This is a genomic window from Pseudomonas orientalis (genome assembly GCF_002934065.1).
Classification (GTDB): domain Bacteria; phylum Pseudomonadota; class Gammaproteobacteria; order Pseudomonadales; family Pseudomonadaceae; genus Aquipseudomonas; species Aquipseudomonas orientalis_A.
The window spans coordinates 691,212-705,346 of the sequence record NZ_CP018049.1 but is presented as its reverse complement, the minus strand read 5'-3'; the positions used below and the strand labels follow the sequence as shown (position 1 = coordinate 705,346).

Below are 14,135 nucleotides of genomic sequence, written 5' to 3'. Positions count from 1 at the left end.
GGACGCCGGGTTAGCCGCACTGGGCCATGGATGGCCCATTGCGGCGGCCCACGGATTCAAGCCTGCGTTCGGGCACACCGAGCCCAAGCGAGGTGCCGAGTGGTGGGGCAAGAGCGTTTTGCTTACTTTTGCGCTTTTCAAAAGTGAGCCGCCGTCAGGGCGGAACCCTAAGCAGCCGTTACCGCAGAAACGGATATGTACTCGATCTGATCCAACATCCTGGTCGGCCCTGAGGCCGCCATCGGGGGCAAGCCCCCTCCCACATGGGATCTCCCGCGATTTCACGACTGTATTACCCATGACCGAATCCCAAGTCACAGTCAAAAATTTCGCGCTATCCTCGCTAATCGTGCTGGCTACTGCATAGAACTGGACAGTCACAAAGGCTTTGCGGCATAGTCGCCGGGTTCTGCGCTACCCCAACCAATAACAAGGAACAGCCGATGGCGACCTTACTGGTTCTTCACGGACCCAACCTGAACCTGCTCGGCACCCGCGAACCGGGCGTCTACGGGGCAGTGACGCTGGATCAGATCAACCTCGATCTGGAACAGCGGGCCCGTGTTGCCGGCCACCATTTGCTCTACCTGCAAAGCAATGCCGAGTATGAATTGATTGATCGCATCCATGCCGCGCGCGGCGAAGGCGTGGACTTTATTCTGATCAATCCCGCCGCTTTCACGCATACAAGCGTTGCATTACGTGACGCGCTGCTGGCGGTGAGCATCCCATTCATCGAAGTGCATTTATCGAACGTGCACAAACGCGAAGCTTTCCGCCATCACTCTTACTTCTCCGATGTAGCGGTAGGAGTGATCTGCGGCCTTGGCGCCAGCGGTTACCGACTGGCCCTGGAGGCCGCCCTGGAACACGTTGAAGAACAGGCTAAACGCCCCTGACCGACCCTTGGGAGTTGATGATTCATGGATATCCGTAAAGTTAAGAAACTGATCGAACTGCTGGAAGAATCCGGTATCGACGAGCTGGAAATCAAGGAAGGCGAAGAGTCCGTACGGATCAGCCGTCACAGCAAGACCCCGGCCCAACAGTTCTACGCACCGCAGATGCAAGCACCGGCGCCAGCTGCTGCCGCACCTGCCGCCGCCGCTCCAGCCGCAGCACCTGCGGCCCCGGCAGCCCCTGAGCTGAACGGTTTCGTGGTCAAGTCGCCAATGGTCGGTACCTTCTACCGCACCCCGGCGCCGACCTCGCCAGCCTTCGTTGAAGTGGGCAAGACCGTGAAAGTGGGCGACACCATCTGCATCGTGGAAGCGATGAAAATGATGAACCACATCACTGCGGAAAAAGCCGGCGTCATTGAATCCATCCTGGTAGAAAACGGTCAGCCGGTTGAGTACGACCAGCCGCTGTTCACCATCGTTTGAACCGCGGAGCACCTTCGATGTTGAAACCTGCGAAGAAACTGCAAAAAGTCCTGATCGCCAACCGCGGCGAGATCGCGCTGCGTATCCTGCGCGCCTGTAAGGAAGAGGGCATCAAGACCGTCGCTGTTTACTCGACGGCCGATACCGAATTGATGCACGTGAAACTGGCGGACGAAAGCATCTGCATCGGCCCGCCACTGGCCACGAACTCGTACCTGAAAGTCTCGAACATCATCGCTGCCGCTGAAGTGACCGGCGCTGATGGCATCCACCCGGGCTACGGCTTCCTCGCGGAAAACGCCGACTTCGCCGAACAGGTGGAAAAATCCGGGTTTGCCTTCATCGGCCCCAAAGCCGAAACCATTCGCCTGATGGGCGACAAGGTCTCGGCCAAGGACGCCATGATTGCAGCGGGCGTGCCGACCGTTCCAGGCTCCGACGGCCCACTGCCTGAAGACGAGGAAACCGCGCTGCGCATTGGTCGCGAAGTCGGTTACCCGGTGATCATCAAGGCCGCCGGTGGCGGTGGTGGTCGCGGTATGCGCGTGGTGCACAAGGAAGAAGACCTGATCGAAGCCGCCAAGCAGACCCGCTCCGAAGCGGGCGCCTGGTTCGGCAACCCGATGGTCTACCTGGAGAAGTACCTGACCAACCCACGTCACGTGGAAGTCCAGGTGCTGTCCGACGGCCAGGGCCACGCCATCCACCTGGGCGACCGCGATTGCTCGCTGCAACGTCGTCACCAGAAAGTGTTGGAAGAAGCCCCGGCACCGGGCCTCGACGAAAAAGCCCGCCAGGAAGTCCTGGCGCGCTGCGTGAAGGCGTGCATCGACATCAACTACCGTGGCGCCGGTACCTTCGAGTTCCTCTACGAGAACGGCCGCTTCTACTTCATCGAGATGAACACTCGCGTGCAGGTAGAGCACCCGGTGTCGGAGATGGTCACCGGTATCGACATCGTCAAGGAGATGCTGAGCATCGCCGCCGGCAACGTGCTGTCCTTCACCCAGGACGACGTGAAAATGCACGGCCACTCCCTGGAGTGCCGCATCAACGCCGAAGACCCGAAGACCTTTATCCCAAGCCCTGGCCTGGTCAAGCATTTCCACGCGCCCGGCGGCAACGGCGTACGTGTGGATTCGCACCTGTACAGCGGCTACAAGGTTCCGTCCAACTACGACTCGCTGATCGGCAAGCTGATCACCTGGGGCGCGACCCGCGACGAGGCCATGGCCCGCATGCGCAACGCCCTGGACGAAATCGTGGTCGACGGCATCAAGACCAACATCCCGCTGCATCGGGACCTGGTTCGTGATGAAGGCTTCTGCGAAGGTGGTGTGAACATTCACTACCTGGAACACAAGCTGGCCAACCAGTAAGTGCTCCACCCAACAAAGCCGCCTTCGGGCGGTTTTGTTGTTTCTGCACCCCAACTTTCAGGCCACATTTGCTCCGCATTCATTCAGTAATGTCGTCTTCTGCCGTTCGCTCGCGTAAACTTGCGCGCTTTCGCGGCCTACGCGCTGCACACTCATTTTTTTCAAAGGTGCCCGCCATGCCTTGGCTGCAAGTTCGTCTCGCCATCAGCCCGGAACAAGCCGAAACCTACGAAGACGCTTTCCTCGAAGTCGGCGCCGTGTCGGTGACTTTCATGGATGCCGAAGACCAGCCGATCTTCGAACCGGAACTCAATACCACCCCGCTGTGGTCCCACACCCATCTGTTGGCCCTGTTCGAAGACGGCACCGATGCCGCCTCCGTGCTGGCGCATATGGAGTTGCTCACCGGTGGCCCGCTGCCCGAGCATCACAGCGAAGTGATCGAAGACCAGGACTGGGAACGCAGCTGGATGGATAACTTCCAGCCCATGCGCTTCGGCCAGCGCCTGTGGATCGTACCGAGCTGGCACGCCGCACCCGAGCCGGAGGCCGTCAACCTGCTGCTGGACCCGGGCCTGGCGTTCGGCACCGGCACTCACCCCACCACCGCGCTGTGCCTGGAATGGCTGGACGGCCAGGACCTGCTCGACTGCAACGTGCTCGACTTCGGCTGCGGCTCGGGGATCCTCGCCATCGCCGCCCTGCTGCTGGGCGCCAAGGAGGCCGTGGGTACCGATATCGACGTGCAAGCGCTGGAAGCGTCCCGCGATAACGCCGGGCGCAACCATATTCCTGAAGGCAAATTCCCACTCTACCTGCCTGAGGACCTGCCCCAGGTTCAAGCCGATGTATTGGTTGCCAATATCCTCGCCGGGCCGCTGGTGTCGCTGGCACCGCAACTGTCGGGCCTGGTCAGGCCGGGCGGGCGCCTGGCGCTGTCGGGCATCCTCGCCGAACAGGGTGAAGACGTGGCTGCCGCCTACGCCAGGGATTTCGAGCTGGACCCCATCGCCAACCGTGACGGCTGGGTACGCATCAGCGGACGTCGGCGCTAGAATGAGCGCTTGTCTGAATCGGATGGCCGCATGACCGACAGTTTCGTCACTCAGTGCCCGCATTGCCAGTCGCGCTTTCGCGTCAACCACGCTCAGTTGAACGTGGCGCGCGGCGTGGTGCGCTGCGGCTCGTGCCTGCAAGTGTTCAACGCCGCTCGCCAGTTGCTGGAGCAACGGGCGCAAATGCAACCTGACCAGGTTCCTGGCCATGCCCCGGAGCTTGAGCCTGCCGCCGAAGCCCCACGCGCGATCAGCCAGAAGCAGTGGACCGCCGAAGAACTGGATCTGGACAACCTGGACCTGGACGAAGAACTGGCCAAACTCGAGCGCCGCGAGATTCAGCTCACGCAGCCCGTCGGTGCCGAACGCCGCCAGCCGGGGCCCGACCGTCGGCACAAGGACGACGCCCTCAGCGCCAGCCGCGGTACGCTCAAGGCCGAGGAAGAAAAATGGGCCGCCAGTTTGTTCAGCGAACCGCCGCAAGAACGCGACCTGCCCACCGAAGCGGAGCCTGCGCCGAGCGCACGCACCGAACCGTCCATGTCCTTTCACACCGACGATATCGACGACGAGCCACCACTGCGCGAGGCCCCGCACGATGACGATGATCCGGACCCACCGTTCACGCCCTTGACCCCGGCGGCGAACGCAGTCGACGAGCGTGCGCAATCGCGGCGCAAGCGAGTGCGCGCCGACTCCAGCGCCCACGACGACCTTTTCCAGGACCTGGAAGACGATCCGCTGCACCTATACGCGCAGAAGCGCCCGTCCGGCTGGGGCCGCCGCCTGACCTGGATCGTGCTGGTGGTGATCGCTGCCGCCGGCCTGGCAGGCCAGTACATCGCCTATCAATTCGACGAGCTGGCCCGCCAGGACGCCTACCGCCCGTGGTTCCAGCAACTGTGCCCGACGCTGGGCTGCAGCGTGCCATCGCGGGTCGATATCGCCCATATCAAGAGCAGCAACCTGGTAGTGCGCAGCCACCCGGAGTTCGCCGGGGCCCTGGTGGTGGATGCGATCATCTACAACCGCGCAACCTTCTCCCAGCCCTTCCCGCTGCTGGAGCTGCGTTTTGCCGACCTGAACGGCGGCCTGATCGCCAGTCGGCGCTTCAAACCCGCCGAATACCTCAGCGGCGAATTGGCCGGGGTCAGCGAAATGCCGTCGCAGGTACCGATCCACATCTCCCTGGACATCCTCGACCCCGGCAACAAAGCCGTGAATTACAGCCTGAGCTTTCATTCGCCCGAATGAAGCCCGCCGCAACCTGGGTTTGACGGCGGATTATTGACTGCATCGGCGTCAACCAAACCGATGGCGATAAAAAAATAACTGTTCAGATTTTATCCAATTCAGCCTTTATCCAGTCATCGAGAGCGGGTATCATGCCAACCCTTTTTCGAACTCTAATGATCCGGCCCCACAACAGGGAAGTCCTATGTCGGCGGTACGCATCGGTCCATATACAGTGCACAACGGCTTGATCCTCGCCCCGATGGCGGGCGTCACCGACCAGCCCTTTCGTCAGCTGTGCAAACGTTTGGGCGCGGGTCTAGTAGTCTCTGAAATGGTCACCAGCGACATGAGTTTGTGGAACACCCGCAAGTCGCGGATGCGCATGATCCACGAAGGTGATCCCGAGCCGCGCTCGGTGCAGATCGCCGGGGGAGATGCGCAGATGCTGGCGGATGCGGCCAGGGCCAATGTGGAGCTGGGCGCGCAGATCATTGATATCAACATGGGCTGCCCGGCCAAGAAGGTCTGCAACAAGGCCGCCGGTTCCGCCCTGTTGAAAGATGAGCAGTTGGTTGCCGAGATCCTGCAGGCCGTTGTCGCCGCAGTCGATGTGCCGGTGACCCTGAAGATCCGTACCGGTTGGGACCGGGACAACAAGAATGGCCTGACGGTGGCGAAGATTGCCGAACAGGCGGGTATTGCAGCGCTGGCGGTGCATGGCCGCACCCGCGCCGACCTTTATACCGGGGAAGCCGAGTACGACACCATTGCCGCGATCAAGCAAGCGGTGTCGATGCCGGTGTTTGCCAATGGCGATATCGATTCAGCCGAGAAAGCCCGGCGCGTGCTGCACGCAACCGGTGCCGACGGCTTGTTGATCGGCCGGGCTGCCCAGGGGCGGCCATGGATTTTTCGTGAAATCGAGCATTTCCTGCGTACCGGCGAACTGTTGCCGGCACCGGAACTGACCGAGGTGGAACGTATTCTGCTGGAGCATCTGGTCGCCCTGCATGCCTTCTATGGGGATGTGATGGGCGTACGCATTGCTCGCAAGCATGTCGGCTGGTACCTCGCCACCTTGCCGGGCGCCAAGGAATTTCGCGCTCAGTTCAACCGTTTGGATGAAACGCAGGCACAGGTCGCCACCGTTCGTGAGTTCTTCGCCGAACGTGACAAGAGCCTGGGAACAGGGGATGGAGAGGGGGTGGCCGCATGACGATGATGACCGAGACTTTAGTGAGTGGAACAGCACCCGTGAGCGACAACGTCAATTTGAAACAGCACCTCAACACGCCGAGCGAAGAAGGCCAGACCCTTCGCGGGAGTGTCGAGAAAGCGCTGCACAATTATTTCGCCCACCTCGAGGGTGCTTCCGTCACGGACGTGTACAACCTGGTGCTCTCCGAAGTCGAAGCGCCCTTGCTCGAAAGCGTGATGAACTACGTCAAGGGCAACCAGACCAAAGCCAGTGAGCTGCTGGGCCTCAATCGTGGCACCTTGCGCAAAAAGCTCAAGCAGTACGATTTGCTGTAAGCATTCAATCAAACCAGAAAGGCGCCCGCGTAAAAACGGTCGCCTTTTTTGCTGACTCCTTTGCTTTTGATGGAAATTGAAATGACCGACCAGACTACCCGCCTGCCGATCCGCCGCGCCTTGATCAGTGTTTCCGACAAGACCGGGATCCTCGAATTTGCCCGGGAGCTGGAAGCCCTGGGCGTGGAAATCCTCTCCACGGGCGGGACCTTCAAACTGCTGCAGGACAACGGCGTGGCCGCAGTGGAAGTCGCGGACTACACCGGTTTCGCGGAAATGATGGACGGTCGGGTCAAAACCCTGCACCCGAAAATTCACGGCGGCATCCTCGGCCGTCGCGGTATCGACGACGCCATCATGAACGAGCACGGCATCAAGCCGATCGACTTGGTGGCCGTCAACCTCTACCCGTTCGAAGCCACCATCAACAAGCCAGGCTGCGACCTGCCGACCGCCATCGAAAACATCGATATCGGCGGCCCGACCATGGTGCGCTCGGCCGCCAAGAACCACAAAGACGTGGCCATCGTGGTCAATGCCGGTGACTACGCCCAAGTGCTGGAAAGCCTGAAGGCGGGTGGCCTGACCTACGCCCAGCGCTTCGACCTGATGCTCAAGGCGTTCGAACACACCGCCGCCTACGACGGCATGATCGCCAACTACATGGGCACCGTGAACCAGGCGGCCGAGACCTTGAGCACAGAAGGCCGCAGCCAATTCCCGCGCACCTTCAACAGCCAGTTCATCAAGGCCCAGGAAATGCGCTACGGCGAGAACCCGCACCAGAGCGCGGCGTTCTACGTGGAGGCAAAACCGGCCGAAGTCGGCATCGCCACCGCGACCCAGCTGCAAGGCAAAGAGCTGTCCTACAACAACGTGGCCGACACCGACGCCGCGCTGGAATGCGTGAAGAGCTTCGTCAAGCCGGCCTGCGTGATCGTCAAGCACGCCAACCCGTGCGGCGTGGCGGTGAGCCCGGACGCTGAAGGCGGGATTCGCCAGGCCTACGAACTGGCCTATGCCACCGATACCGAATCGGCGTTCGGCGGCATCATTGCCTTCAACCGTGAACTGGATGCCGAGACCGCCAAGGCGATCGTCGAGCGTCAGTTCGTCGAAGTGATCATCGCGCCAAGCGTCAGCGAAGAAGCGCGCGCCATCGTCGCAGCCAAAGCCAATGTGCGCCTGCTGGCCTGCGGTGAATGGTCGGCTGACCGCGCTGCTGCCTGGGACTACAAACGCGTCAATGGCGGCCTGCTGGTACAGAGCCGCGACATTGGCATGATCGGCAGCGAAGACCTGAAAGTCGTGACCAAACGCGCGCCCACCGAGCAAGAGATCAACGACCTGATCTTCGCCTGGAAAGTGGCCAAGTACGTCAAATCCAACGCCATCGTTTACGCCAAGAACCGCCAGACCATCGGCGTCGGCGCCGGCCAGATGAGCCGTGTGAACTCGGCGCGTATCGCCGCGATCAAGGCTGAACATGCCGGCTTGCAGGTGGTGGGCTCGGTGATGGCGTCCGATGCGTTCTTCCCGTTCCGTGATGGCCTGGACAATGCCGCGAAAGCCGGCGTGACCGCTGTGATCCAACCGGGTGGCTCGATGCGTGATGCTGAAGTCATCGCCGCCGCTGATGAAGCCGGTATTGCGATGGTCTTCACCGGCATGCGCCACTTCCGCCACTGATCCAAATGTGGGAGGGGGCTTGCCCCCGATGACAGTGTGTCAGCCAACTGATCCTTATCTGACACACCGCAATCGGGGGCAAGCCCCCTCCCACATAAAGCGTTCCTGCGACGCCCACAGAATTTGAGGTTTTTGAAATGAATGTTTTGATCATTGGCAGCGGTGGCCGCGAACACGCCCTGGCCTGGAAAGTTGCCCAGGACCCACGGGTTCAGAAAGTCTTCGTTGCGCCCGGCAACGCCGGTACCGCCATTGAAGCCAAGTGCGAAAACGTCGCTATCGACGTGCTGGCGCTTGAGCAACTGGCGGACTTTGCCGAAAAGAACGTCTCCCTGACTATCGTCGGTCCGGAAGTGCCACTGGTGGCCGGCGTCGTCGACCTGTTCCGCAGCCGTGGCCTGGACTGCTTCGGCCCGACCGCAGGCGCAGCCCAGCTGGAAGGCTCCAAGGCTTTTACCAAGGACTTCCTGGCGCGCCACAAGATCCCGACCGCCGACTACCAGAATTTCACCGAGATCGAGCCGGCCCTGGCTTACCTGCGTGAAAAAGGTGCGCCGATCGTGATCAAGGCCGACGGTCTGGCCGCCGGTAAAGGCGTGATCGTCGCCATGACCCTGCAGGAAGCCGAGGATGCCGTGCGCGACATGCTCGCCGGCAATGCCTTTGGTGACGCCGGTTCGCGCGTGGTCATCGAGGAATTCCTCGACGGCGAAGAAGCCAGCTTCATCGTGATGGTTGACGGCAAGAACGTCCTGCCGATGGCCACCAGCCAGGACCACAAGCGCGTCGGCAACGGCGACAGCGGCCCGAACACCGGCGGCATGGGCGCTTATTCCCCGGCGCCGGTAGTTACCGCCCAAGTGCATCAGCGCGTGATGGACCTGGTGATCTGGCCGACCGTGCGCGGCATGGCCGACGAAGGCAACGTCTACACTGGTTTCCTCTACGCCGGACTGATGATCGACAAAGCCGGCAACCCGAAAGTCATCGAGTTCAACTGCCGCTTCGGCGACCCGGAAACCCAGCCGGTGATGCTGCGCCTGCAATCGAGCCTGGTGCTGCTGGTGGAAGCCGCGCTGGCACAGGCCCTGGACAAGGTCGAAGCACAGTGGGACCCACGCCCGAGCGTCGGCATCGTGCTCGCGGCCGGCGGTTACCCTGCCGATTACGCCAAGGGCGATGTGATTGAAGGCCTGGACGCCGCGGCCGCGCTGGAAGGCAAGGTGTTTCATGCCGGCACTGCGCTGCAGGACGGCAAGGTCGTCACCGCCGGTGGCCGCGTGCTGTGCGCCACCGCGATGGGCGCCAGCGTCGACGCCGCGCAGCAGCAAGCGTACAAGTTGGCCGCGAAAATCGACTGGAAAGGCTGCTTCTACCGCACCGATATCGGTTACCGCGCCATTGCCCGTGAACGCGGCGAGAGCAACTGAGTAGCTATCCGTTCGGGTAGGCAAGGGCCTCTGGCCCTTGCCGTACTCATGCCGCCCCGCGCATAGTTAACCCGTGCATTCACCTACGAAGGGACTTCGCCGTGCGCTGGCTCAGGATCGCCTTAGGTTTTACAGTCAGTCTGCTGACCCTGCTCTGCCTGGTCCCGGCTCAAGCCGCGGCGCAAGGCAGTGGTTGGGCAGTATTGCTCGACGATCAGGCCGACCTGCAACTGAGCGACATTCGATCCTCGCGCTACACCAATCAATTCAGCCCCATCGAACTGGACCGGATCACCGCCGCGCCGCCGGACGGTGCGTTGTGGGTACGCTTCAAGCTGCAACCCGGCAAGCATGAACAAGTGCTGCGAGTGTTCGCCCCGGACCTGTCGAACCTGAGCCTGTATGTGCTGGACGGCGACACCCTGGTGGAACAGCAAACCACCGGCACGCGCCAACCCCAGGCCGAGCGCCCGCTGCCCAGCAGTGACTTCATGCTGCCGATGCCACAGAGCCAGCGCCCGCTCGAGGTTTACCTGCGCCTGGTGTCGGAACACGAGCTACGTCCTTACATCACCCTGGAGCCCGCCGTACTGGCCGCCGCCAACCAGAACCAGACACTGGTCTACGGCCTGCTGTTCGGCGTCCTGCTGATGCTGATCCTGCATAACCTCACGCGCTTCGCCTACCACCGCTCGCGCAGCAGCCTATGGCTGGCCGCGTGTGAGTTCCTGCTGATGCTCAGCCTGGCGCTGTTGCTCAACGTGGTGGGGCCGTGGCTGCCCAACTGGCACGCGATCCAGACCCCCGGTGCTTACCTCGCGCTGCTGTTGACCGCGCCGTGCGGGCTGATGTTTGCCTATCGCTTCTTCATGCCCCTGGGCCCGCACCCGCTGAACAAACTGTTGATGGCCGATATTTTGTTGATCGTGCTGTGCGGCCTGCTGTTGTTGTTCGTCAATACCCTGCCGCTGAACATCATCACCTATGCCCTGGTGGCGCTGGCCGGCCTGAGCATGCTGTTTGTCTCGGCCTATCACTGGCAAAAAGGCTATCGTCCGGCGCGCCTGTTCGTGGCGGGGATGGTGGTGTTCAACATCGGCACGCTGATCATTCTTCCCGCCCTGCTCGGCCTCACGCTGGTGGCGCCGCAAGGCCTGATCGTCACCCTGCTGAGTTTCATCTGCATCAGCGGTCTGTTGATGAGCCTGGCCCTCGGCGAACGCCAGCGCGCCATTGTTGAAACACGCTTCAGCCTCAGCCGCGACCTGGCCGCGAGCAACGCCGAAATCGCGGCCAAGGCCGAGTTCCTGGCGAAGATCAGCCACGAAATCCGCACGCCCATGAACGGCGTGCTGGGCATGACTGAATTGCTGCTGGGCACGCCGTTGTCGGTGAAACAACGCGACTACGTGCAGACCATCCACAGCGCCGGTAACGAGTTGCTCACGCTGATCAACGAAATCCTCGATATCTCCAAGCTCGAGTCGGGACAGATCGAACTCGATGATGTTCAGTTCGACCTCAATGCGCTGATCGACGACTGCCTGAGCATCTTCCGCGCCAAGGCCGAGCAGCAGAATGTCGAGCTGATCAGCTTCATCCAGCCCCAGGTGCCGCGCGTGATCAGCGGTGACCCGACACGCCTGCGCCAGGCGTTGTTGAGTCTGCTGGAAAACGCCCTGCACAAAACCGACGAGGGCGAAGTGCTGATCGTCGTTGCGCTCGACGAGCGCAGCACCCAGCCACGCCTGCGCATTGCCGTGCAAGACAGCGGCGTGCCCATGGACGCCGCCGAACGCGACGCCCTGATGCACAGCGAACTGCACAGCAAGAACTTCCTCTCGGCCACACGCTTGAGCGGCCACCTGGGCCTGGTGATCGCACGCCAGTTGATCCTGTTGATGAACGGCGAATTCGGCGTCAAGAGCGGCAGTCACCAGGGCAGCACCCTGTGGCTGACCCTGCCGTTGGACCCCGAACGCTTAGAGCACCCGACCTCCGATCTCGACGGTCCGCTCAAGGACGCGCGGGTACTGGTGGTGGACGACAACGACACCTGTCGCAAGGTGCTTCTGCAGCAATGCTCGGCCTGGGGCCTGAACGTCAGCGCCGTGGCTTCCGGCAAAGAGGCCCTGGCCCTGCTGCGCACCAAGGCGCACCTGCGCGATTACTTCGATGTGGTGCTGCTGGACCAGAACATGCCCGGCATGACCGGCATGCAACTGGCGGCCAAGATCAAGGAAGACCCGAGCCTGAACCACGATATCCTGCTGATCATGCTCACCGGCATCAGCAACGCGCCGAGCAAGATCATTGCACGCAACTGCGGGATCAAACGCATCCTCGCCAAACCGGTGGCCGGTTATACACTCAAGACCACCCTGGCCGACGAGCTGACCCAGCGCAGCAAAGGTGCGACCCTCCCTCGCCCCGCTCCCGCCGCGCCGGCAGCCATTACCGTGCCCAGCGACTTCCGCATCCTGGTGGCCGAGGACAACAGTATCTCCACTAAAGTGATACGCGGCATGCTCGGCAAGCTCAACCTCAACCCGGACACTGCCAGCAATGGCGAAGAAGCGTTGGAAGCGATGAAAGCCCAACGCTATGACCTGGTGCTGATGGACTGTGAAATGCCGATCCTCGATGGTTTCTCCGCCACCCAGCAGCTGCGCGCGTGGGAAGTCAGCCACCAACGTGTGCGCACGCCGGTGGTGGCGCTCACGGCGCATATTCTCTCGGAACATAAAGAACGCGCGCGCCAGGCGGGGATGGATGGGCATATGGCCAAGCCGGTGGAACTGTCACAGTTGCGCGAGCTGGTGGACTATTGGGTTGTGCAACGCCAGCAACGCCCGGAACACGCGCCGTCCTGATTGAAATCCAATCAAATGTGGGAGGGGGCTTGCCCCCGATAGCGGTGAGTCAGCCACAGATGTATCTGCTGACACTCCGCAATCGGGGGCAAGCCCCCTCCCACATTTGACGCGCGTCGCCTGATAGACTCCTCCACACTTCCACCGCCCGCGAGTCCCCCCATGCTCCACGTGTTATTCAGCGTTTACCTGAAGATGCTGGTGCTCTACAGCCCGTTCTTCGTGCTGTCCTGCTTTATCAGCCTGACCCGCGGCTATTCCAGCAAGGAGCGGCGGCGCCTGGCCTGGAAAGTCGCGTTGGCGACGCTGGTGTCGAGCGTGCTGCTGTACCTGTTCGGCCGGGTGATTTTCAGTGTGTTCGGCATCACCGTGGACGCGTTCCGCATCGGCGCCGGCAGCGTGCTGTTTATCTCCGCCCTGGGCATGGCCCAGGGCAAGTCGGCGGTGCAAACCGATAACGTGCAGCAGGACGTGACCATCGTACCGCTGACCATCCCGCTCACGGTCGGCCCCGGCACCATCGGCGCATTGCTGGTAATGGGGGTGAGCCAGCCCCATTGGGACGACAAGCTCACTGCCATCCTCAGCATCGCCCTGGCCAGTCTCACGGTGGGCGTGGTGCTGTACCTGTCCAATCGGATCGAACGCATTCTTGGCGACCAGGGCTTGCAGATTGTCAGCCGGTTGATGGGCTTGTTCGTGTGCGCCCTGGCCGCGCAAATTATCTTTACCGGGGTTCGCGGCTACCTGGTGACCTAGATCCGGTATTTGGCAATGGCCGACTGCACTTTGTCACCCGCGCTTTCGCGCATCAGTTGGAGGGTCTTTTCGTTGACCACCGAGGTATTGAGCACCAGGCAGGTCTGCCCGCTGAAGGCCTCGAACGATGAGCTGTCCCATTCAAGGAACGGCAACCCCACCTGTTTGCTCATACCGTGGCTGCTGTAGGTCACCAATACCATCATCACTTCGCCATTGGTTTGAGCGCAGGACGCCACGCCGAAGTCACCGCCTTGGTGCACGCTGCTGTTGCGCTTGAACAAATCGAAGGACGCCGGCTGTTGCTTCAGGGCCTCCATCGCATCGGCGGCCAGTTTCGGCAGCAGGCTGAGCAGCGGCCCCGACAGAGACATCGAGGCGAGCATCGCGCCGATGATATTCAGCGCCGCCAATTGCACCGTCAGCCCCTTGCCGGCGCGTGAGACGCGCTCGAAGCTGCTGCGCAACGGTAACCAGCCGAGGCTGACCATCACCTGGATAAATTCGTCGTACCAGGCCTCGGTGCCCCGTTGCACCTTCAATACATCGCTCACGTAACTGCTGGCCAGCAGGTAGCTTTTACGGATGTATTCGCGGTTAAGCGCGGACAGCCCCTCGGCAAAAGAAATCACGCCGTTGTTGACCACTGCCGCATTGCAGTCATCTTCGGTGCCCAGCGGTAAAGTCGCGGGAGTGCCTGGCGCACCCGGCAATTTGTAAGCGGCAATCAGCTTGCGCCGCTTTGTACTGTTGATCCTTCTGTGATGTCGCTCCATTTCAATTCTCCACGTACACC

At 61.6% G+C, this 14,135-nt stretch carries 12 protein-coding genes; 11 read left to right on the top strand and 1 reads right to left on the bottom strand.

Translation table 11 applies throughout. From position 1 onward, the window contains the following. Positions 1 to 443 precede the first annotated feature (443 nt). The 11 genes from aroQ (at position 444) to BOP93_RS02970 (ending at position 13,339) form a co-directional block, all read left to right on the top strand. Positions 444 to 899 (top strand): type II 3-dehydroquinate dehydratase, encoded by a 456-nt coding sequence (gene aroQ / locus BOP93_RS03020; protein WP_065951442.1) that lies wholly within the window; start codon positions 444 to 446, stop codon positions 897 to 899. 24 nt (positions 900 to 923) lie between these two features. Further along, entirely contained in the window at positions 924 to 1,385 is a 462-nt protein-coding gene (gene accB / locus BOP93_RS03015; protein WP_065894602.1) for an acetyl-CoA carboxylase biotin carboxyl carrier protein, read from the top strand. A 17-nt stretch (positions 1,386 to 1,402) separates the two neighbouring features. Next, positions 1,403 to 2,764: an acetyl-CoA carboxylase biotin carboxylase subunit gene (gene accC / locus BOP93_RS03010; protein ID WP_003188188.1), complete on the top strand. Its 1,362-nt coding sequence runs from the start codon at positions 1,403 to 1,405 to the stop codon at positions 2,762 to 2,764. A 176-nt stretch (positions 2,765 to 2,940) separates the two neighbouring features. Beyond that, complete coding sequence (prmA, locus tag BOP93_RS03005; protein WP_104501500.1) at positions 2,941 to 3,819, top strand: 50S ribosomal protein L11 methyltransferase; 879 nt, start codon at positions 2,941 to 2,943, stop codon at positions 3,817 to 3,819. Positions 3,820 to 3,849: 30 nt separating this feature from the next. Next, on the top strand, positions 3,850 to 5,073 hold the full coding sequence (locus BOP93_RS03000) for a DUF3426 domain-containing protein (RefSeq protein WP_104501499.1): 1,224 nt from the start codon (positions 3,850 to 3,852) through the stop codon (positions 5,071 to 5,073). Between the two features lie 184 nt (positions 5,074 to 5,257). Beyond that, positions 5,258 to 6,271 (top strand): tRNA dihydrouridine synthase DusB, encoded by a 1,014-nt coding sequence (gene dusB / locus BOP93_RS02995; protein WP_104501498.1) that lies wholly within the window; start codon positions 5,258 to 5,260, stop codon positions 6,269 to 6,271. Further along, the gene (gene fis, locus BOP93_RS02990; RefSeq protein ID WP_003221275.1) at positions 6,268 to 6,588 is read left to right on the top strand and encodes a DNA-binding transcriptional regulator Fis; all 321 of its coding nucleotides are present in this window, start codon (positions 6,268 to 6,270) and stop codon (positions 6,586 to 6,588) included. Before dusB ends, fis begins: the two co-directional genes overlap by 4 nt. 81 nt (positions 6,589 to 6,669) lie before the next feature. Then, entirely contained in the window at positions 6,670 to 8,277 is a 1,608-nt protein-coding gene (gene purH, locus BOP93_RS02985) for a bifunctional phosphoribosylaminoimidazolecarboxamide formyltransferase/IMP cyclohydrolase (RefSeq protein ID WP_104501497.1), read from the top strand. Between the two features lie 137 nt (positions 8,278 to 8,414). After that, positions 8,415 to 9,707 carry a phosphoribosylamine--glycine ligase gene (gene purD / locus BOP93_RS02980; protein ID WP_104501496.1) on the top strand — a complete coding sequence of 431 codons (1,293 nt, stop codon included), beginning with the start codon at positions 8,415 to 8,417 and terminating at the stop codon, positions 9,705 to 9,707. Between the two features lie 101 nt (positions 9,708 to 9,808). Continuing rightward, positions 9,809 to 12,580: a hybrid sensor histidine kinase/response regulator gene (locus BOP93_RS02975; RefSeq protein WP_104501495.1), complete on the top strand. Its 2,772-nt coding sequence runs from the start codon at positions 9,809 to 9,811 to the stop codon at positions 12,578 to 12,580. A gap of 162 nt (positions 12,581 to 12,742) precedes the next feature. Beyond that, the gene (locus BOP93_RS02970; RefSeq protein ID WP_065883442.1) at positions 12,743 to 13,339 is read left to right on the top strand and encodes a MarC family protein; all 597 of its coding nucleotides are present in this window, start codon (positions 12,743 to 12,745) and stop codon (positions 13,337 to 13,339) included. Here BOP93_RS02970 and BOP93_RS02965 read toward each other — a convergent pair. Beyond that, the gene (locus BOP93_RS02965; protein WP_104501494.1) at positions 13,336 to 14,115 is read right to left on the bottom strand and encodes a hypothetical protein; all 780 of its coding nucleotides are present in this window, start codon (positions 14,113 to 14,115) and stop codon (positions 13,336 to 13,338) included. The genes BOP93_RS02970 and BOP93_RS02965 overlap by 4 nt on opposite strands. Between the last annotated feature and the right edge of the window lie 20 nt (positions 14,116 to 14,135).